Annotated in this window: 14 protein-coding genes; 12 read left to right on the plus strand and 2 right to left on the minus strand. The window is 61.0% G+C overall.

What is annotated here, in order from left to right; translation table 11 throughout:
• Window positions 1-163: 163 nt before the first annotated feature.
• Window positions 164-1,432 (plus strand): malic enzyme-like NAD(P)-binding protein, encoded by a 1,269-nt coding sequence (locus tag BXA01_RS18030; RefSeq protein WP_016772053.1) that lies wholly within the window; start codon window positions 164-166, stop codon window positions 1,430-1,432.
• A 128-nt stretch (window positions 1,433-1,560) separates the two neighbouring features.
• On the opposite strand, the gene BXA01_RS18035 is transcribed toward BXA01_RS18030, so the two are convergent.
• Window positions 1,561-4,005, minus strand: coding sequence for a penicillin-binding protein 1A (locus BXA01_RS18035; protein ID WP_437180902.1), 2,445 nt, complete (start codon window positions 4,003-4,005; stop codon window positions 1,561-1,563).
• Between the two features lie 219 nt (window positions 4,006-4,224).
• On the opposite strand from BXA01_RS18035, the gene BXA01_RS18040 reads away from it, so the two are divergent.
• The 11 genes from BXA01_RS18040 (at window position 4,225) to hemE (ending at window position 20,112) form a co-directional block, all read left to right on the plus strand.
• On the plus strand, window positions 4,225-5,289 hold the full coding sequence (locus BXA01_RS18040; protein WP_056787331.1) for a pilus assembly protein PilM: 1,065 nt from the start codon (window positions 4,225-4,227) through the stop codon (window positions 5,287-5,289).
• Entirely contained in the window at window positions 5,289-5,855 is a 567-nt protein-coding gene (locus BXA01_RS18045; protein WP_016772051.1) for a PilN domain-containing protein, read from the plus strand. Before BXA01_RS18040 ends, BXA01_RS18045 begins: the two co-directional genes overlap by 1 nt.
• Entirely contained in the window at window positions 5,852-6,475 is a 624-nt protein-coding gene (gene pilO, locus BXA01_RS18050) for a type 4a pilus biogenesis protein PilO (RefSeq protein ID WP_076565234.1), read from the plus strand. The genes BXA01_RS18045 and pilO overlap by 4 nt, the downstream gene beginning before the upstream one ends.
• Window positions 6,472-6,996 (plus strand): pilus assembly protein PilP, encoded by a 525-nt coding sequence (locus BXA01_RS18055; RefSeq protein WP_071174144.1) that lies wholly within the window; start codon window positions 6,472-6,474, stop codon window positions 6,994-6,996. The genes pilO and BXA01_RS18055 overlap by 4 nt, the downstream gene beginning before the upstream one ends.
• Before the next feature lie 13 nt (window positions 6,997-7,009).
• On the plus strand, window positions 7,010-9,079 hold the full coding sequence (pilQ, locus tag BXA01_RS18060) for a type IV pilus secretin PilQ (RefSeq protein WP_076565236.1): 2,070 nt from the start codon (window positions 7,010-7,012) through the stop codon (window positions 9,077-9,079).
• Between the two features lie 4 nt (window positions 9,080-9,083).
• Window positions 9,084-9,602 (plus strand): shikimate kinase AroK, encoded by a 519-nt coding sequence (gene aroK, locus BXA01_RS18065; RefSeq protein ID WP_024011270.1) that lies wholly within the window; start codon window positions 9,084-9,086, stop codon window positions 9,600-9,602.
• 152 nt (window positions 9,603-9,754) lie between these two features.
• The gene (aroB, locus tag BXA01_RS18070) at window positions 9,755-10,855 is read left to right on the plus strand and encodes a 3-dehydroquinate synthase (RefSeq protein ID WP_024011271.1); all 1,101 of its coding nucleotides are present in this window, start codon (window positions 9,755-9,757) and stop codon (window positions 10,853-10,855) included.
• A 10-nt stretch (window positions 10,856-10,865) separates the two neighbouring features.
• Window positions 10,866-12,452, plus strand: coding sequence for an AAA family ATPase (locus BXA01_RS18075; protein WP_056787348.1), 1,587 nt, complete (start codon window positions 10,866-10,868; stop codon window positions 12,450-12,452).
• A 351-nt stretch (window positions 12,453-12,803) separates the two neighbouring features.
• Window positions 12,804-17,249, plus strand: a complete 4,446-nt coding sequence (gene gltB / locus BXA01_RS18085; RefSeq protein ID WP_076565238.1) for a glutamate synthase large subunit — start codon at window positions 12,804-12,806, stop codon at window positions 17,247-17,249.
• A gap of 126 nt (window positions 17,250-17,375) precedes the next feature.
• Window positions 17,376-18,794, plus strand: coding sequence for an FAD-dependent oxidoreductase (locus tag BXA01_RS18090; protein ID WP_007909438.1), 1,419 nt, complete (start codon window positions 17,376-17,378; stop codon window positions 18,792-18,794).
• Window positions 18,795-19,044: 250 nt separating this feature from the next.
• A complete protein-coding gene (gene hemE / locus BXA01_RS18095; RefSeq protein ID WP_076565240.1) occupies window positions 19,045-20,112 on the plus strand; it encodes a uroporphyrinogen decarboxylase in 1,068 nt (355 codons plus the stop codon).
• Between the two features lie 176 nt (window positions 20,113-20,288).
• On the opposite strand, the gene BXA01_RS18100 is transcribed toward hemE, so the two are convergent.
• Window positions 20,289-21,530 carry an MFS transporter gene (locus BXA01_RS18100; RefSeq protein ID WP_442961917.1) on the minus strand — a complete coding sequence of 414 codons (1,242 nt, stop codon included), beginning with the start codon at window positions 21,528-21,530 and terminating at the stop codon, window positions 20,289-20,291.
• Between the last annotated feature and the right edge of the window lie 125 nt (window positions 21,531-21,655).

Below are 21,655 nucleotides of genomic sequence, written 5' to 3' on the forward strand. Positions count from 1 at the left end.
CCGATTGATTGTGAACAGTCCAGCCCTTGTGCGCCGTGGCTCTTGGCCCAAAGTCGTAAGGCAGGGCGCTTGACAGCGGTGACTGCCCAGTCTTGTGGGGACTTTGCGAGGCGCGTATCCTCGCTGACCAGTCTGTCCAACAGTAAAAAAGCGGAATGCCAAAATGTCTGATCTGAAAACTGCCGCTCTCGAATACCACGCCAATCCTCGTCCGGGGAAGCTGAGTGTCGAGCTCACCAAGGCCACTGCTACCGCCCGCGACCTGTCGCTGGCCTACAGCCCCGGCGTAGCTGAACCAGTGCGCGAGATCGCTCGCGATCCTGAACTGGCCTACAAATACACCGGCAAGGGCAACCTGGTGGCAGTCATTTCCGACGGCACCGCGATTCTGGGTCTGGGTAACCTCGGCCCGTTGGCTTCCAAGCCTGTAATGGAAGGCAAAGGCGTACTGTTCAAGCGTTTCGCCGGCATCGACGTATTCGACATCGAAGTCGACTCCGAAAGCCCGCAGGCCTTCATCGACACCGTCAAGCGCATCTCCATCACCTTCGGTGGCATCAACCTGGAAGACATCAAGGCGCCTGAGTGCTTTGAGATCGAACGCGCTCTGATCGAGCAGTGCGATATTCCGGTGTTCCACGATGACCAGCACGGCACCGCGATCGTGACCGCTGCCGGTATGATCAACGCCCTGGAAATCGCGGGCAAAACCCTGCCGGAAGCAAAGATTGTCTGCCTCGGCGCCGGTGCTGCCGCCATCTCCTGCATGAAACTGCTGGTGAGCATGGGCGCTCGCATCGAAAACATCTTCATGGTTGACCGTACCGGCGTGATCCACTCCGGCCGTGACGACCTGAACCAGTACAAAGCCGTGTTCGCCCACGCTACCGAGAAGCGCACCCTGGCAGACGCACTGGCAGGCGCTGACGTATTCGTCGGTCTGTCCGGTCCGAACCTGCTGAGCGCCGAAGGCCTGCTGTCGATGGCGGCCAACCCGATCGTCTTCGCCTGCTCCAACCCGGATCCGGAAATCTCCCCGGAACTGGCGCACGCAACCCGCAGCGACGTGATCATGGCTACCGGCCGTTCGGACTACCCGAACCAGGTCAACAACGTACTCGGCTTCCCGTTCATCTTCCGTGGTGCCCTGGACGTTCGCGCCAAGCGCATCAACGAAGAAATGAAAGTCGCCGCCGCCAACGCCCTGCGCGAACTGGCCAAACTGCCTGTTCCACAGGACGTGTGCGATGCCTACGGTGGCGCTCCGCTGGAATTCGGCCGTGAGTACATCATTCCGAAGCCAATGGACAAGCGCCTGATCACCCTGATCTCCGACGCCGTGGCCAAGGCCGCGATCGAGACCGGCGTGGCCACCCTGCCGTATCCGAAGAACTACCCGCTGAAAAGCGTGGATGACGTGTTCAACGGTTAAAAGCAGCCGCCCATAAAAAAACCCAGCCTGGTGCTGGGTTTTTTTATGGGCTGCAAGCTGCAAGCTACAAGCGTGCATCGTTCGCGCTTTTGCTTGCCGCTTGTAGCTTGGCGCTTGCAGCTGCTCCCCTAGAACAGATCGATTGGCGCCTGTTCATCCGCCGGCAGCGGGCTGCCTGGCACGGCGCCGTTGCCCAGCTCGTTCACCGATGGCGGTGTGTCTTCGGCCTTGAACAGTTCGAAGTACGCCCCCGGTGTGCTCGGCGTTGCTGCACGTCCGCTGACCGGATCCACCCGCAGGCTGAGCAAGCCTTCTGGCTCAGGCTGCACATGCGGCGGCTTGTCTTTCAGCGCGGCCGACATGTAATTCATCCAGATCGGCAGCGCCACGGTGCCGCCGAACTCACGGCGACCGAGGCTTTCCGGCTGGTCGAAACCGGTCCATACCGTGGTGACGTAATCAGCGTTGTAACCGGAGAACCAGGCATCTTTCGATTCGTTGGTGGTACCGGTCTTGCCGGCGATGTCGCTGCGGCCCATGGCCAGTGCACGGCGGCCGGTGCCGAGTTTGATTACGTCCTGCAGCATGCTGTTGAGGATGTAGGTGGTACGTCCATCGACAATCCGCTCGGCCACGGCCGGCGCTTGCGGCACTGCCGGATTGCCGGGCGCTTCACCGGCAACTGGTGTGGCGTTGACCGTGAACGACTCGGTGGCTGGCGCAGCGATACCGTCGGTCGCGGAACCACCCTGTGGCACGGTCGGCGGGTTGGCGACGAACAGCGTGTCGCCGTTACGGCTTTCGATCTTGTCGATGATATACGGGGTGATCTTGTAGCCGCCGTTGGCAAAGGTGCTCCAGCCAGTGGCGATTTCCATTGGTGTCAGCGTTGCGGTGCCGAGTGCCAGCGACAGGTTCGGCGGCAGGTCCTGCTTGTTGAAGCCGAAGCGAGTGATGTAATCGATGGTCTTGCCCACGCCCATGGCCTGCAACAGGCGGATCGACACCAGGTTGCGCGACTTGTACAGCGCTTCACGCAGGCGGATCGGGCCGAGGAAGGTGTTGGTGTCGTTCTTCGGCCGCCAGACCTTGTCCAGGTACTCGTCGACGAACACGATCGGCGCATCGTTGACCAGGCTGGCAGCGGTGTAGCCGTTATCCAGCGCGGCGCTGTAAACGAATGGCTTGAAGCTCGAACCCGGCTGACGCTTGGCCTGCATGGCGCGGTTGTAGTTGCTCTGCTCGAAAGCGAAGCCACCCACCAGCGAACGGATCGCACCATTCTGCGGATCCAGCGACACCAGTGCGCCCTGAGCCTGGGGAATCTGGCTGAATTTCAGCGAATTGTCGGTCTGGCGCTGTACGCGGATCAGATCACCGACCTGCGCGACATCCGACGGCTGGCGCGGGTTGGCGCCCATGCTGTTGGTGTTGAGGAACGGTCGCGCCCATTTCATCGTGTCCCAAGCTACGTGCTCTTCACCGGTGCGGGTCAACACCTGCAGGCCGGTTTTATCGACCTGGGTGACGATCGCAGGTTCGAGGCTGCTGATGGTGCGCTGCTTGGTCAGTTCGCTGGCCCAGGCTTCGCGGGTCTTGCCCGGCAAGCGCGACTCGGGGCCACGGTAGCCATGGCGCTGGTCGTAGGTCATCAAGCCTTCGTGCAGCGCGGTGTTGGCCATTTCCTGCAGATTGCTCGGCACTGTGGTGGTGACGCGGAAACCTTCGGTGTAGGCGTCGCTGCCATAACGGCCGACCATTTCGGCACGGGCCATTTCAGCGATGTACGGTGCGTTCACTTCCGGGGTCGGTACGTGATAGCTGGCGTTCAATGGCTCGTTGATCGCCGCGGTGTAGTCGGCTTCGCTGATCTTGCCCAGCTTGTACATACGCCCGAGGATCCAGTCGCGGCGTTCTTTGCTGCGTGCCGGGTTGGCCAGCGGGTTGAAGCGCGACGGTGCTTTTGGCAGACCGGCGATCATCGCCATCTGCGCGAGGCTGATGTCACGGATCGATTTTCCGTAATACACCTGCGCCGCCGCCTCGATACCGTAGGCGCGGTTGCCCAAGTAGATCTTGTTGACGTACAGCTCAAGGATCTCGTCCTTGGTCAGCTGTCGCTCGATCTGCAAGGCGAGGAGAATTTCCGTGGTTTTACGCGAGAAGCTGCGCTCGCTGGTAAGGAAGAAGTTCTTCGCCACCTGCATGGTGATGGTGCTGCCACCGGACTGAATATGTCCGCTCTTGACCAGTTGCGTTGCCGCGCGCATCAGGCTGCTCGGATCGACGCCATAGTGATTGGCAAAATTGTCGTCTTCAGCACTTAGTAACGCATTGATGAAATTGGGCGGAATGTCGGCGAAACGGATCGGAGTACGGCGCATTTCGCCAAATTCTGCGATCAACTTGTTGTCGCTGCTGTAGACGCGCAGAGGAATCTGCAACTGAATGCTTCTCAGCGCCTCCACAGACGGCAAACCCGGACTAAGGTAAAGAAAGGCGCCGCTGAGACCTAAGAGCAGTCCGCAGAAAACGGCGACGATGGACCAACCGAAAAATTTCAGCAGACGAATCAAGGCTTTTGGACATCCAGGGCAAAGAATGAATTTGGCACGGGGCTGCGGTTACACACAGAGCCATCCGCGCGGGCAGTAAAAAGCGGAAAAAATCGCTGGGCATTATAAGCACTTTTCCGTCGGGGGCGTCATTGGCGCTTCTGTCAAGACGGGGGTGAAGGAACGCAATGCGTATTACAGAGTCCGTAACTCACGGAAAGTCATAGGGAATTGGTAGTGCTGGGACTCTTCAATAAAAAGACCAATGCGTTACTGGGGATCGACATCAGCTCCACGTCGGTGAAGCTGCTGGAACTGAGCCGTCAGGGCGAGCGCTACCGGGTCGAGGCCTATGCGGTGGAGCCGTTGCCGGCGAACGCCGTGGTCGAAAAGAACATCGCCGACCTCGAAGGCGTCGGCCAGGCGCTGAGCCGGTTGCTGGTGAAGGCGCGAACCGGGGTCAAGAGCGTGGCGGTGGCGGTGGCCGGTTCTGCGGTGATCACCAAGGTCATCGAGATGGACGCCGGGCTGTCCGACGACGAGCTGGAAAACCAGCTCAAGATCGAGGCCGACCAATACATTCCCTATCCGCTGGATGAAGTCGCCATCGACTTTGAAGTCCAGGGCGTCTCGCCGCGCAACCCGGATCGGGTCAACGTGCTGCTTGCCGCCTGTCGCAAGGAAAACGTCGAGGTGCGTGAAGCGGCGCTGGCGCTCGCCGGCCTTACCGCGCGGGTGGTGGATGTCGAGGCCTACGCCCTCGAGCGCTCGTTCGGTCTGCTGGCGACGCATCTGGCGGCCTCCCAGGAGCGCCTGACCGTGGCAGTGGTCGACATCGGCGCGACCATGACCACTCTCAGCGTCCTGCACAACGGCAAGATCATCTATACCCGCGAGCAATTGTTCGGCGGACGCCAGCTCACCGAGGAGATCCAGCGCCGCTACGGCCTCACGGTCGAACAGGCGGGCCTGGCGAAAAAGCAGGGCGGGCTGCCTGACGATTACGTCAGCGAGGTCTTGCAGCCATTTCGCGAGGCGCTGGTGCAGCAAGTCTCGCGTTCGCTGCAGTTCTTCTTCGCCTCCGGCCAGTACAACGCGGTCGACCATATCCTGCTGGCCGGCGGCACCGCCTCGGTGCCCGGCCTGGACCGTCTGATCGAACAGCGGCTGGACACGCCGACGCAGGTCGCCAACCCCTTCGCCGACATGGCCTTGGGCAGTAAGGTCAACGCAGGAGCGCTGGCCAGCGACGCGCCAGCCTTGATGATTGCCTGCGGGCTCGCGCTCAGGAGTTTCGACTGATGGCGCGGATCAACCTTCTCCCCTGGCGCGAGGAGCGCCGCGAAGAACGGCGCAAGCGCTTTCTGCTGGTCCTGATCGGCGTGCTGGCCGGCTCGATCGGCGCGGTGCTGATTGCTGACCAGATCATCACTGCGGCCATCGAGCGGCAAATGGCGCGCAACGATTACATCGGCAAACAGATTGCCGTGGTCGACGAACGCATCAAGCAGATCAGCGAGCTCAAGGCGCGCCGCCAGCAATTGGTCGAGCGCATGCGCATCATCCAGGACCTGCAGGGCAACCGGCAGATCAGCGGGCGAATCTTCGATCAGTTGGCACGCACGTTGCCGGACGGCGTGTATTTCACCGATGTGAAAATGGCCGGCAAGACCCTGTCCATCAGTGGCGCGGCGGAGTCGAACAACCGGGTCTCCGAGCTGATGCGCAATCTCGACGCGTCCGACTGGTTCGACGCGCCGAGCCTGAATGAGGTCAAGGCCACCAGCGCCGATCAGGTCGAACAGGCCAACGTCTTCCAGCTGACCGTTCGTCAGACCCAGCCCAAGGTTGTGGAGGACGAGCAATGAACGCCTCCGAGTGGCTGCAAAGCCTGCGCAACATCGATTTCAATGACCTCGACACCAGCAACATCGGCTCCTGGCCGCCGGCCGTGAAAACCCTGTGCGGTGTGCTGGTGATGGTGTTGATCCTCGCGCTTGGCTATTACTTCTTCATCAGCGACATGGAAAATCAGCTCGACCTCAAGCGCGAAGAAGAAATCACCCTCAAGGAACAATTCGCCAGCAAGGCGCGGCTGTCGGCGAACCTTGAGCTCTATACCCAGCAAATGAAGGAAATGGAAAACACCTTCGGCGTGCTGCTGCGGCAATTGCCCAGCGACACTGAAGTGCCGGGCCTGCTCGAAGACATCACCCGTACTGGTCTGGGCAGCGGCCTGGAATTCGAGGAAATCAAGCTGCTGCCGGAAGTGACCCAGCCGTTCTACATCGAACTGCCGATCCAGATCACCGTGACCGGTGCCTATCACGACCTCGCGACCTTCGTCAGCGGCGTCGCCGGCCTGCCGCGAATTGTCACTCTGCACGATTTCGAACTGGCGCCGGCCAATCCCGAGGGCGGGACGAAGCTGCGCATGAGTATTCTTGCCAAGACGTATCGCTATAACGACAAGGGGCTGGAGAAATGACCCCGATTCGTTATCTCGTCCTGCCCATGGTGCTGGCGTTGAGCGGTTGCGGTGGCGGTGATGACTTCAGCGACCTCGACGCTTACCTCAACGAAGTGCGCCTGCGTCCGGCGGGCAAGATTGAACCAACGCCGACATTCCGGTCTTACCCCACATTCACTTACAGCGCCGCCAACCTGCGCAGCCCGTTTTCGCGGCAGGCGCGGGTCGATCTGGCCGGGCAGAAGCACGGCTCGCGCAACGTCAAACCCGACCCTAACCGGGTCAAGCAATATCTTGAAGGGTTCAACATCGAGCAGTTCGAAATGGTCGGCACGATCGCCAATGCCTCGGGCTCGTTCGCGCTGCTGCGCGGCGCAGGCGGGGTGCATCGTCTCAAGGTTGGCGACTACCTGGGCCGCAACGACGGCCGCATCGTCGCCATCAGCCCTACCCAGGTCGATGTCGTGGAGATCGTGCCCGACGGCGCCGGCGCCTGGCTGGAGCGGCCGCGCACCATTCCTTTGAAAGAGCACTCATAGTGGAAGTCGAACAATGAACAGGATTTTCTCCACCCTCGGTTTTTCGCTATGGATAGCGCTGGTGTCACCGATGGTAATGGCGGCCAGTCTGAAAGCGCTGGATGTTGCCGCGCTGCCGGGTGACCGCGTCGAACTGAAGCTGTCATTCGACGGCCCGCCACCACAGCCCAAGGGCTACACAACCGAGTCACCGGCACGCATTGCACTGGATCTGCCGGGCGTGACCAGCCAGTTGGCCAACAGAAATCTTGATCTAGGCAGCGGCAACGCGCGTACCGCAACGGTGGCCGAAGCCAAGGATCGCACCCGGCTGATTGTCAGCCTGACGCAGTTGGCGCCTTACAGCACGCGGGTCGAGGGCAATAATCTGTTTGTGGTGGTCGGTCAGGGCGCTTCCGCGACTGCGCCGCGCCCGGCCGCCACGGCCGCCACGGCCGCTGCGGCACCTGCCAGACCAGCCGCGCAACGCAGCAGGGCGATTCGCGGCGTCGATTTCCAGCGCGGCACCGAGGGCGAGGGCAACGTAGTCATCGACCTCTCTGATCCGACCATCGCCCCGGATATCCAGGAGCACGATGGCAAGATCATCCTCAGCTTCGCCCGCACGCAATTGCCGGAAAAACTGCGTGTGCGCCTGGACGTCAAGGACTTCGCCACGCCGGTGCAGTTCGTCAACGCAGCGCTCACCGGCGATCGCACCGTGATCAGTGTCGAGCCCAGCGGCACCTTCGACTACTCCACGTTTCAGACCGAAAACAAGCTCACCGTGAGCGTGCGGCCGATGAGCATCGACGACCTGCAAAAGCGCAACGCCGACCGTCAGGCCTATGTCGGCGACAAGCTCTCGCTGAATTTTCAGGACATCGACGTGCGCTCGGTGCTGCAACTGATCGCGGACTTCACCAACCTCAACCTCGTAGCAAGCGATACGGTGCAGGGCGGTATCACTTTGCGCCTGCAGAACGTGCCGTGGGATCAGGCGCTGGATCTGGTGCTGAAAACCAAGGGCCTGGACAAGCGCAAGATCGGCAATGTGCTGCTGGTCGCGCCGGCCGATGAAATTGCCGCCCGCGAGCGCCAGGAGCTGGAATCGCAGAAGCAGATCGCCGAGCTGGCGCCCCTGCGTCGTGAGCTGCTGCAAGTCAATTACGCCAAGGCAGCGGACATCGCCAAGCTGTTCCAGTCGGTGACCAGCGCCGAGGCCAAGGTCGACGAGCGCGGTTCGATTACTGTCGATGAGCGAACCAACAACATCATTGCCTACCAGACCCAGGATCGCCTCGACGAACTCCGGCGGATCGTCGCGCAGCTGGATATTCCGGTGCGCCAGGTGATGATCGAGGCGCGCATCGTTGAGGCCAACGTCGATTACGACAAGAGCCTGGGCGTGCGCTGGGGCGGTTCGGTGCAGAACAAGGGCAACTGGAACGCCTCCGGGGTCAACGGTTCGTCGAGCACTATCGGTACGCCGGGCAGCACCGGCACCAACTCGCCGTTCGTCGACATGGGCACGGTCAATAACACTTCGGGGATCGGCATTGCTTTCATCACCGACAACGTGCTGCTGGATCTCGAACTGACGGCGATGGAAAAGACCGGCAACGGTGAAATCGTCTCGCAGCCGAAGGTGGTTACCTCGGACAAGGAAACCGCGAAGATCCTCAAAGGCACCGAGATTCCCTATCAGGAAGCCAGCTCCAGCGGCGCGACCTCGGTGTCGTTCAAGGAGGCTTCGCTGTCACTGGAAGTCACCCCGCAGATCACCCCGGACAACCGCATCATCATGGAGGTCAAGGTCACCAAGGATGAGCCCGACTACCTGAACAAAGTGCAGGATGTGCCGCCGATCAAGAAAAACGAGGTCAACGCCAAAGTGCTGGTAAATGACGGCGAGACCATCGTAATCGGCGGTGTTTTTTCAAATACTCAGAGCAAGGTCGTAGATAAGGTGCCATTTCTTGGCGATGTGCCGTATCTTGGCCGCCTTTTCCGGCGTGATGTGGTTTCGGAGAAAAAATCCGAGCTGCTGGTATTTCTCACTCCGCGTATCATGAATAACCAGGCGATTGCTGTGAGTCGTTGATTCTGTGCGAAATTTGATACTTGTAGGACCGATGGGTGCTGGCAAAAGCACCATCGGCCGATTGCTGGCCAAAGAGCTGCGCCTGCCGTTCAAGGATTCCGACAAGGAAATTGAGCTGCGCACGGGTGCCAATATCCCATGGATCTTCGACAAGGAAGGCGAGCCCGGCTTTCGTGACCGTGAGCAGGCGATGATCGCCGAGCTGTGCGCGTTCGATGGCGTGGTGCTGGCGACCGGCGGCGGCGCAGTGATGCGTGATGCCAATCGCAAGGCCCTGCATGAAGGCGGGCGCGTGGTGTATCTGCACGCCTCCGTCGAGCAGCAGGTCGGCCGCACCTCCCGCGACCGCAATCGGCCGCTGCTGCGTACCGCCGATCCGGCGAAAACCCTGCGCGACCTGCTCGAGATCCGTGATCCGCTTTATCGGGAAATTGCCGATCTGGTGGTGGAAACCGACGAGCGGCCGCCACGCATGGTGGTGCTCGACATTCTCGACCGCCTCGCGCAGCTGCCACCCCGTTAAAGCGTTGCCCGAAATGCGCTATCCTCGGCGTCCTGTCAGCGCCCGCCGAGGGTGTGGCGGATGCCGGGCGAGCGGCGTCATACCGCTACGAGCCGCAGAACACCAATAATTTCAGGGCAGGATGCCTGCTTCCATCTTCACTGTGGGGACACATGCAGACACTCAAGGTCGATCTAGGCGAGCGCAGCTACCCGATTCATATTGGCGAAGGTCTGTTGGATCAGCCGGAACTGCTGGCGCCGCATATCCATGGGCGGCAGGTGGCAATCATCTCCAACGAAACCGTCGCGCCGCTCTATCTCGAACGTCTGACCCGCAGCCTTGCGCAGTTCTCGGTGATCTCGGTGGTGTTGCCTGATGGCGAAGCCTTCAAGAACTGGGAAACCCTGCAACTGATTTTCGATGGTCTGCTGACCGCCCGTCATGACCGCCGCACCACCGTGATCGCCTTGGGCGGCGGGGTGATCGGCGACATGGCCGGTTTCGCGGCCGCCTGTTATCAGCGCGGTGTCGATTTCATCCAGATTCCTACCACGCTGTTGTCGCAGGTCGATTCCTCGGTCGGCGGCAAGACCGGCATCAACCATCCGCTGGGCAAGAACATGGTCGGCGCGTTCTATCAGCCGAACGTGGTGCTGATCGATACCGCATCGCTGAAAACCCTGCCGCAGCGCGAGCTGTCGGCGGGCCTGGCGGAAGTCATCAAGTACGGCCTGATCTGCGACGAACCATTCCTGACCTGGCTCGAAGAAAACGTCGACGCCCTGCGCGCGCTGGATCAAACCGCGCTGACCTATGCGATCGAGCGTTCCTGCGCGGCCAAGGCTGCGGTGGTCGGTGCCGATGAAAAGGAAACCGGCGTCCGCGCTACGCTCAACCTCGGCCACACCTTCGGCCACGCCATCGAAACCCACATGGGCTATGGTGTCTGGCTGCATGGCGAGGCGGTGGCGGCGGGCACGGTGATGGCGCTGGAAATGTCCGCGCGCCTGGGCTGGATCAGCGAGCAGGAGCGTGATCGTGGCATTCGTCTGTTCCAGCGCGCCGGCTTGCCGGTCGTTCCGCCGACAGAAATGACCGAAGCCGATTTTCTCCAACACATGGCAATTGATAAAAAAGTGATCGACGGTCGTCTGCGCCTGGTGCTGCTGCGCCGGATGGGCGAAGCGGTAGTGACCGACGATTATCCGAAAGAGGTTCTACAGGCCACGCTGGGAGCGGATTACCGCGCCCTGGCTCAGCTTAAAGGTTAAAACGATTCCGATGACTAGTTTGCATGCCGACGAGGCGTTTCTCGGCCATTTCCAGTTAAGTCACGACCCGTTCGCGCCACGGGTGCCGGGCTTCAAATTCTTCCCGGCCCAGCGCAAACCGGTGCTGGGTCAACTGCATCACCTAGCGCGCTACAGCCAGTTGCTGCTGGTGGTCACCGGCCCGCAAGGCAGCGGCAAGACCCTGCTGCGGCAGGCGCTCGTTGCCAGTACCAACAAGCAATCGGTGCAAAGCGTGGTGGTTTCCGCCCGTGGCGCCGGTGATGCGGCCGGCGTGCTGCGCCAGGTGGCGCAGGCGCTGGATGTCGCTCAGGCTGAAGTCGGCGCGATTCTCGAGCAGGTAGTGCAACTGGGTCTGACCGGGCAGGAAGTCTATCTGCTGGTGGACGATGCCGAGCAGCTCGACGAGTCCGCGCTGGAAGCGTTGATGGCGCTCGGCGCCGGCACGCCGGAAGGTCGTCCGCATGTGTTCCTGTTCGGCGAGTCGTCGCTGATCGCTCAGCTTGAGGCGTTGCAGCTCGAAGAAGAGCGTTTCCATGTCATCGAATTGCAGCCGTACACCGAAGAAGAGACCCGCGAATATCTCGACCAGCGGCTGGAAGGCGCGGGCCGGGGTGTCGAACTTTTCACCGCAGATCAGATCTCTGATATTCACGAAAGCTCCGAGGGCTGGCCGGGCAACATCAACCAGGTCGCTCGCGATGCACTGATCGAAGTCATGATTGCCAGCCGCTCCGCGGTCAAGCGTCCAAGTATGGGGTTCAACATGCCGAAGAAACACGTATTGGCGATTTCCGCCGTCGTTGTGGTCGCGGTTGCCGCCGCCTGGCTGATGCCGGGTCGCAGCAAGGCACCGACCACCGGTGCTCCGGCCAATGAACAGGCGCAATTGCCATTGGGTCAGGGCGCAGCGAACGGCGCCAACCCGTCCGTCGAATTCGCCGGCAACACCCAGCCGATGCCGCTGCCATTGGTCGGCAACTCGCAGCCGGTCATGCGTGGCCCGCTGGCAGAAGCTGCCGGTGGCATTACCGAAGGCGACGACGGCGTGCCGCTGGAAGGCTCCAGCGATACGCCGCCGACCGTAACCACCTCCGCGCCGCCTGCTGGCGTTCCGGCCGGTCCTGCGCCGACACCGGCTCCGACTCCTGCCGCCAAACCGGCGCCAACCCCGGCACCGACGCAGATCGCCACAGCCAAGCCTGCTCCGGCCACCCCGGCGCCAGCTGCGAAACCGGCTCCTGCTCCGGCCAAGCCTGCCGACAAGCCCGTTACCGTGGCCAAGGCTGCCGGTGGCAGCTGGTACGCCGGTCAGCCGACCAGCAACTATGTCGTGCAGATCCTCGGCACCAGCTCGGAGACCGCCGCGCAGAACTTCGTCAAGGAGCAGGGCGGCGAGTACCGTTATTTCAAGAAAGTCCTCAACGGCAAGCCGCTTTACGTGATCACCTACGGCAACTTTGCCAATCGTGATGCGGCCGTTTCTGCCATCAAGGCCTTGCCAGCGAAGGTTCAGGCTGGTAAACCTTGGCCTCGCACTGTCGCCAGCGTCCAACAGGAACTGGCAACAACTCGCTGAAGATTCGGCGGCCTTACCCAGGCCGCCTCTCCCGGCACCTCAAAATCTCCACGAGTGCGCGCCGCCTGTAAGGGCCGCGTGCCTTGTGGTGTCTGCGTCACAGTAGTTTTTGAGTCGTTGCGGTCAGAATTTAAAAAAGTTTTGACTAGCACAGCAGATCGCTTTAAACCTTTCACAAATGCGACATGAATTTGCGACAGTTCGTCGTCAAATTTGTGAGCCTCTGTGTCGCTGTGTACAATGACCACCCTTTTGCCCCCGCTAAGCCGGCGTACGTTCGGCGCGGAACGCAAGTGGTTGAATTGAAAAGAAATTTGCCTCGAGTAGAGGCAGCCTGGTGAGAAAGTGTCTATGAAAGCAGGTCTGTACCAACCAGATGAATTCAAGGATAACTGCGGTTTCGGCCTGATAGCTCATATGCAGGGCGAGCCCAGTCATACCCTTTTGCAAACGGCCATCGAGGCCCTGACCTGCATGACCCACCGCGGTGGGATTAATGCCGACGGCAAGACCGGTGACGGTTGCGGTCTGCTGATTCAAAAACCCGACGCCTTCCTGCGAGCCATTGCCCAGGAAAGCTTCGGCGTCGATATGCCCAAGCAATATGCCGTGGGCATGGTGTTCTTCAATCAGGATCCGGCCAAGGCCGAAGCCGCTCGCGAGAACATGAACCGCGAGATCCTTGCTGAAGGCCTGCAACTCATCGGCTGGCGCAAAGTGCCGATCGACACCAGCGTCCTCGGCCGCCTGGCCCTTGAGCGCCTGCCGCAGATCGAGCAGGTCTACATCGGCGGCGAAGGCCTGAGCGATCAGGACATGGCCGTGAAGCTGTTCAGCGCCCGTCGCCGTTCGTCGGTGGCCAACGCCGCTGACACTGATCACTACATCTGCAGCTTTTCGCACAAGACCATCATCTACAAAGGCCTGATGATGCCGGCCGACCTGGCCGCGTTCTATCCGGACCTGAGTGACGAGCGCCTGCAAACCGCGATCTGCGTGTTCCACCAGCGCTTCTCCACCAACACCCTGCCGAAATGGCCGCTGGCGCAGCCGTTCCGCTTCCTCGCCCACAACGGCGAAATCAACACCATCACCGGTAACCGCAACTGGGCGCAGGCCCGTCGGACCAAGTTCACCAATGATCTGATGGATCTGGAAGAGCTCGGCCCGCTGGTCAACCGTGTCGGTTCCGACTCGTCGAGCATGGACAACATGCTCGAACTGATGGTCACCGGTGGCATCGATCTGTTCCGTGGCGTGCGGATGATCATTCCGCCAGCGTGGCAGAACGTCGAAACCATGGACCCGGATCTGCGTGCGTTCTACGAGTACAACTCGATGCACATGGAGCCGTGGGACGGCCCGGCCGGCGTGGTGATGACCGATGGTCGCTACGCGGTGTGCCTGCTCGACCGTAACGGTCTGCGTCCGGCGCGCTGGGTGACCACCAAGAATGGTTTCATCACTCTCGCCTCGGAAATCGGCGTGTGGAACTACCAGCCTGAAGACGTGCTCGCCAAGGGTCGCGTCGGCCCGGGCCAGATCTTCGCCGTGGACACCGAAACCGGGCAGATCCTCGACACCGATGCGATCGACAACCGTCTGAAATCCCGTCATCCGTACAAGCAATGGCTGCGCAAGAATGCCCTGCGCATTCAGGCGACCATGGAAGACAACGACCACGGTTCGGCTTTCTACGACGTCGATCAGCTCAAGCAGTACATGAAGATGTATCAGGTCACGTTCGAAGAGCGTGATCAGGTGTTGCGCCCGCTTGGCGAGCAAGGTTACGAAGCCGTGGGCTCGATGGGCGACGACACGCCGATGGCCGTGCTGTCCCAGCGTGTACGCACGCCGTACGACTATTTCCGTCAGCAGTTCGCGCAGGTGACCAACCCGCCGATCGACCCGCTGCGTGAAGCGATCGTGATGTCGCTGGAAATCTGCCTCGGTGCCGAGCGCAACATTTTCCAGGAGTCGCCGGAACACGCCTCGCGCGTGATCCTCAGCTCGCCAGTGATCTCGCCGGCCAAGTGGCGCTCGCTGATGAACCTCGACCGTCCGGGTTTCGAACGGGCGATCATCGACCTCAACTACGACGAAAGCCTCGGCCTCGAAGCGGCCATCCGCAACGTTGCCGATCAGGCTGAAGAAGCCGTGCGCGCCGGGCGTACCCAGATCGTCCTCAGCGACCGCCATATCGCCCCGGGCAAGCTGCCGATCCACGCTTCGCTGGCGACCGGTGCCGTGCACCACCGTCTGACCGAGAAAGGCTTGCGTTGCGATTCCAACATCCTTGTTGAAACCGCGACCGCCCGTGACCCGCATCACTTCGCCGTGCTGATCGGTTTCGGCGCCTCGGCTGTCTATCCGTTCCTGGCCTACGAAGTATTGGGCGACCTGATTCGTACCGGTGAAGTCCTGGGCGACCTCTACGAGGTGTTCAAGAACTACCGCAAGGGCATCACCAAAGGCCTGCTCAAGATCCTGTCGAAGATGGGTATCTCGACCATCGCTTCGTACCGTGGTGCGCAGCTGTTCGAGGCCATCGGCCTGTCCGAAGAAGTCTGCGAACTGAGCTTCCGTGGCGTGCCGAGCCGGATCAAGGGTGCACGTTTCGTCGACATCGAAGCCGAGCAGAAAGCACTCGCCACAGAAGCCTGGAGCCCGCGCAAGCCGATCCAGCAGGGCGGTCTGCTGAAGTTCGTCCACGGTGGCGAATATCACGCGTACAACCCGGACGTGGTCAACACTCTGCAAGCCGCTGTGCAGCAGGGCGACTACGCCAAGTTCAAGGAATACACCTCGCTGGTGGACAACCGTCCGGTGTCGATGATTCGCGACCTGTTCAAGGTCAAGACCCTCGACACGCCGCTGGACATCAGTGAAGTCGAGCCGCTGGAGTCGGTGCTCAAGCGCTTCGACTCCGCCGGTATCTCGCTGGGCGCACTGTCGCCGGAAGCTCACGAAGCCCTGGCCGAAGCCATGAACCGCCTCGGCGCGCGTTCCAACTCCGGCGAAGGCGGTGAAGACCCGGCGCGTTACGGCACCATCAAGAGCTCGAAAATCAAGCAGGTTGCGACTGGCCGTTTTGGTGTAACTCCGGAATACCTGGTCAACGCCGAAGTGCTGCAGATCAAGGTCGCCCAAGGCGCCAAGCCGGGCGAGGGCGGGCAACTGCCGGGCGGCAAGGTCAACGGGCTGATCGCCAAGCTGCGTTACGCAGTGCCGGGCGTGACCCTGATTTCGCCACCGCCGCACCACGACATCTATTCGATCGAAGACTTGTCGCAGTTGATCTTTGACTTGAAGCAAGTCAACCCGCAGGCGCTGGTTTCGGTGAAGCTGGTAGCAGAAGCGGGCGTAGGCACCATCGCCGCCGGTGTGGCCAAGGCCTATGCCGACCTGATCACCATTTCCGGCTACGACGGCGGTACCGGTGCTTCGCCGCTGACTTCGATCAAATACGCCGGCGCACCTTGGGAACTCGGCCTCGCTGAAACCCACCAGACCCTGCGCGGCAACGACCTGCGCGGCAAAGTCCGGGTGCAGACCGACGGCGGCCTGAAAACCGGCCTCGACGTGATCAAAGCGGCAATCCTCGGCGCCGAAAGCTTCGGCTTCGGTACCGCGCCGATGATCGCACTGGGCTGCAAATACCTGCGCATCTGCCACCTGAACAACTGCGCCACTGGCGTCGCGACGCAGAACGAGAAACTGCGCAAGGATCACTACATCGGCACCGTCGACATGGTGGTGAATTTCTTCACCTACGTCGCCGAAGAAACCCGTGAGTGGCTGGCCAAGCTTGGTGTGCGCTCCCTCGAAGAGCTGATCGGTCGCACCGACTTGCTGGAAATCCTCGAAGGCCAGACCGCCAAGCAGCATCACCTGGACCTGACCCCGCTGCTGGGCAGCGATCACATCCCGGCGGACAAACCGCAGTTCTGCGGCGTCGAGCGCAACCCGCCGTTCGATAAAGGTCTGCTGGCGGAGAAGATGGTCGAGCTGGCCGCGTCGGCGATCAACGACCTCAGCGGTGCCGAGTTCGAGCTGGACATCTGCAACTGCGACCGTTCGATCGGCGCCCGGATCTCCGGCGAAATCGCGCGCAAGCACGGCAACCAGGGCATGGCCAAGGCGCCGATCACGTTCCGTTTCAAAGGCACGGCCGGGCAGAGCTTCGGTGTGTGGAACGCCGGCGGTCTGAACATGTACCTGGAAGGCGACGCCAACGACTACGTCGGCAAAGGCATGACCGGCGGCAAGCTGGTCATCGTACCGCCGAAGGGCAGCGTCTATAAAACTCAGGAAAGCGCCATCATCGGCAACACCTGCCTGTACGGTGCCACTGGCGGCAAGCTGTTCGCCGCCGGCACCGCAGGCGAGCGTTTCGCCGTGCGTAACTCCGGTGCCCACACGGTTGTGGAAGGCACTGGCGATCACTGCTGCGAGTACATGACCGGTGGTTTCGTCTGCGTGCTGGGCAAGACCGGTTACAACTTCGGCTCTGGCATGACCGGTGGTTTCGCCTACGTGCTCGATCAGGACAACACCTTCGTTGACCGGGTCAATCACGAACTGGTGGAAATCCAGCGGATCAGCGGCGAGGCGATGGAAGCCTATCGCAGCCACCTGCAGAACGTGCTGAACGAGTACGTCGCCGAAACCGACAGCGAGTGGGGTCGCGAACTCGCCGAGAACCTCGACGATTACGTGCGTCGTTTCTGGTTGGTCAAACCGAAGGCAGCGAGTCTGGAATCTCTGCTCTCCAGTACTCGTGCGAGTCCGCAGTAACGACGCAGCTGCAAGCCACTAGCTTCAAGCGACAAGCTGAAGCTAGTACGCGTTGTACCGGACTAATGTGATTTTCTTGCAGCTTGAAGCTTGTAGCTTGGAGCTGTCGTGTAAGAGGTTTTAGTAATGGCTGAACGTCTGAATAACGACTTCCAGTTCATCGATGTCGGGCGCAAGGATCCGAAGAAGAAACTGTTGCGTCAACGCAAGAAAGAGTTCGTCGAAATCTACGAACCGTTCAAACCCCAGCAGTCGGCCGATCAGGCCCACCGCTGCCTGGGTTGCGGCAACCCGTATTGCGAATGGAAGTGCCCGGTGCACAACTTCATTCCAAACTGGCTCAAATTGGTGGCCGAGGGCAACATCCTCCAGGCCGCCGAGTTGTCGCACCAGACCAATACCCTGCCGGAAGTCTGTGGCCGGGTTTGTCCCCAGGATCGTCTGTGCGAGGGTGCCTGCACCCTCAACGACGGCTTCGGTGCGGTGACCATCGGTTCGGTCGAGAAGTACATCACCGACACCGCGTTCGCCATGGGCTGGCGCCCGGACATGTCCAAGGTCAAGCCGACCGGCAAACGTGTCGCGATCATCGGCGCAGGCCCGGCGGGTCTGGGTTGTGCCGACGTGCTGGTGCGTGGCGGCGTAACCCCGGTGGTGTTCGACAAGAACCCGGAAATCGGTGGCCTGCTGACTTTCGGCATCCCCGAGTTCAAGCTGGAAAAGACCGTGCTGAGCAATCGTCGCGAAGTCTTCACCGGCATGGGCATCGAGTTCCGTCTCAACACCGAAGTCGGCAAAGACGTGACCATGGAACAACTGCTCGCCGAATACGACGCGGTGTTCATGGGCATGGGCACCTACACCTACATGAAGGGCGGCTTTGCCGGTGAGGACCTGCCGGGCGTTTACGACGCGCTGGATTTTCTTATCGCCAACGTCAACCGCAACCTGGGCTTTGAAAAGTCGCCGGAAGATTTCGTCGACATGAAAGGCAAGAAGGTCGTGGTACTCGGCGGCGGCGACACGGCGATGGACTGCAACCGCACCTCGATCCGTCAGGGCGCCAAGTCGGTGACCTGTGCCTATCGTCGCGACGAAGCGAACATGCCCGGCTCGCGCAAAGAGGTGAAGAACGCCAAGGAAGAAGGCGTGAAATTCCTCTACAACCGCCAGCCGATCGCCATCGTCGGTGAAGACAAGGTCGAAGGCGTGAAGGTCGTCGAGACCCGTCTCGGCGAACCGGATGCCCGTGGCCGTCGCAGCCCCGAGCCGATCCCGGGTTCCGAAGAGATCATCCCGGCCGATGCCGTGGTCATCGCCTTCGGCTTCCGCCCGAGCCCGGCGCCGTGGTTCGAACAGTTCGAGATCCAGACCGACAGCCAGGGCCGCGTTGTTGCGCCTGAGCAAGGTCAGTACAAGCACCAGACCAGCAACCCGAAAATCTTCGCCGGTGGCGACATGGTGCGCGGTTCCGACCTGGTGGTAACGGCGATTTTCGAGGGGCGCAATGCCGCCGAAGGGATCCTCGATTACCTGGGCGTCTGATCACTTTCCAAAATTGGAATGGGATTAATTGTGGGAGCGAGCCTGCTCGCGAAAGCGGTGGATCAGTCAACAGAGATGTTGAATGTGAAGCCTCTTCGCGAGCAGGCTCGCTCCCACAGTTGTTTCTCGGTGTTGCTGATAGCGCATTCCAACGCAATAAATTGACCCGATAGACAAAAGGCTGACCCACATCCGTGCCTTTTGCCGCGCGCTCTGAGAAAATGCCCGCACTTTTTTTCCGGATGCCGACATGACTGCCCTGAAGAACGACCGTTTCCTCCGCGCCCTGCTCAAGCAACCCGTTGACGTCACCCCTGTGTGGATGATGCGCCAGGCCGGTCGCTACCTGCCGGAGTACCGCGCCAGCCGCGCGCATGCCGGCGACTTCATGAGCCTGTGCATGAATCCGCAATTCGCCTGCGAAGTCACCCTGCAACCGCTCGACCGCTATCCGCAACTGGACGCGGCGATCCTGTTTTCCGACATCCTCACCATTCCCGATGCCATGGGCCAGGGCCTGTACTTCGAAACCGGTGAAGGTCCGCGCTTCAAGAAAGTCGTCAGCACCCTGGCCGATATCGAAGCCCTGCCGATCCCGGATCCGCACAAAGACCTCGGCTACGTGATGGATGCGGTCAGCACCATCCGTCGCGAACTCAACGGTCGCGTGCCGTTGATCGGTTTCTCCGGCAGTCCGTGGACCCTCGCCACTTACATGGTTGAAGGCGGCTCGTCGAAAGACTTCCGCAAGACCAAAGCGATGCTTTACGACAACCCGCAAGCCATGCACCTGCTGCTCGACAAGCTGGCGCAGTCGGTGACCTCGTACCTCAACGGCCAGATCATGGCCGGTGCACAAGCGGTGCAGATCTTCGATACCTGGGGCGGCAACCTGTCGGCAGCCGCGTATCAGGAATTCTCCCTGGCTTACATGAAGAAAATCGTCAGCGGCCTGATCCGCGAGAACGACGGCCGCAAAGTGCCGGTGATCCTCTTCACCAAGAACGGCGGCCTGTGGCTGGAAAGCATCGCCGAAGCCGGCGCTGACGCCCTCGGCCTGGACTGGACCTGCGACATCGGCAACGCCCGTGCCCGCGTCGGCGACAAGGTCGCGCTGCAAGGCAACATGGACCCGACCGTGCTCTACGCCAAACCGGAAGCGATCCGCACTGAAGTCGGGCGCATTCTGGCCAGCTACGGCAAGGGCAGCGGCCACGTGTTCAACCTTGGTCATGGCATCACGCCTGAGGTTGATCCAGAACATGCCGGCGCGTTCCTGCGTGCGGTGCATGAGCTGTCGGCGCAGTATCACGAGTGATCAGCGCCCAATAAACAACGCCCGGCTAATGCCGGGCGTTTTTGTTTGAACAATCTAATGTCGGACACAGATCAACTGTGGGAGCGAGCCTGCTCGCGAAAGCGGTGTGTCATTCAACACTGATGTTGCCTGACACAGTGCATTCGCGAGCAGGCTCGCTCCCACAGGGTTTTATGTCAGGCTTTGACACCCTGCAACGGCGGCAACTTCGCCAGCTTCAACGCCACCAGCAGGGCAATCAGCAACAACGCGCCAATAAACAGCCCGATCCCGTTCCATCCGCCCAGATGCCAGAACACCCCGCCCGCCGTCCCGGCAATGCTCGACCCGGCGTAATAACTGAACAGATACAACGACGACGCCTGGCCCTTGGCCGTCAACGCGCGCCGGCCGATCCAGCTGCTCGCCACCGAGTGCGCGGCGAAGAAGCCGAAGGTGAACACCAGCATGCCGACGATCACCAGCAACAACGAAGTGAACATGGTCAGCGCGAGCCCGGCGAACATCAGCGCAATGGTCGCCCAGAGCACTTTGCGCCGCCCCAGTTTGTCCGCCAGCGAACCGATCTTCGCCGAGCTGTAGATCCCCGACAGGTAGACCACCGAGAGCAATCCGACAAATACCTGATCGAGGTTGTACGGCGCAGCCAGCAAGCGGTAGCCGATGTAGTTGAACAGCGTGACAAACGCGCCCATCAGCACAAACGCTTCAAGAAACAGCAGCGGCAGGCCGGCGTCGCGAAAGTGCATGGTGAAGCCGTCGAGCAGGCTGCGCGGGTGCAGCGAGCGGGCGCGGAAGTTGCGCGACTCCGGGAGGATCTTCCAGAACACCGCCGCCGCGACCAGCGCCAGGCCGCCTATCACCAGCATCGCCGTGTGCCAGCTGACGAAGTCGATCAGCACGCCGGTTATCAAGCGCCCGCTCATCCCGCCGATCGCGTTGCCGCCGATGTACAAACCCATCGCCAGGCCGATGTGCTGTGGATGGATTTCTTCGCTCAGATAGGTCATCGCCACTGCTGCCAGGCCGCTCAATGACAGGCCGATCAATGCGCGCATGATCAGCACGCCTTGCCAGCTCGGCATCATCGAACTGGCGATGGTGCACAACGCGGCAGCGAACAGTGCCGCGACCATCACCGGTTTACGGCCGATGCGGTCGGAAATCGGCCCGGTGATCAGCAGACCGAAGGCCAACATGCCGGTCGCCACCGAGAGGATCAGGCTGCTCTGCGCGGCATTGATCCCGTATTCGTGGGACAGCAGCGGCATCATCGGTTGTACGCAGTAGAGCAGGGCAAACGTCGCAAAGCCGCCACAGAAAAGCGCCAGCACCGTGCGCATGAACGCCGGCGTGCCTTTTTCGATGTAGATCTCTTGCAGCTCTGCGAGGGTATCGTCGCCGGCAGCGGGCGGCACTTCGTGGGCAAGGGGCGCGACAGCAGTTTTCACTTCAGACCTCGGAAAGCACAGCCGGGCAGGCAATGAAAAAATCATATAGCTGGCTAATGTTTCTATCCAATATATTGTTCGACCTGTTTGAT

Source organism: Pseudomonas sp. B10 (genome assembly GCF_900156235.1).
GTDB classification, from domain to species: Bacteria; Pseudomonadota; Gammaproteobacteria; order Pseudomonadales; family Pseudomonadaceae; genus Aquipseudomonas; species Aquipseudomonas siliginis.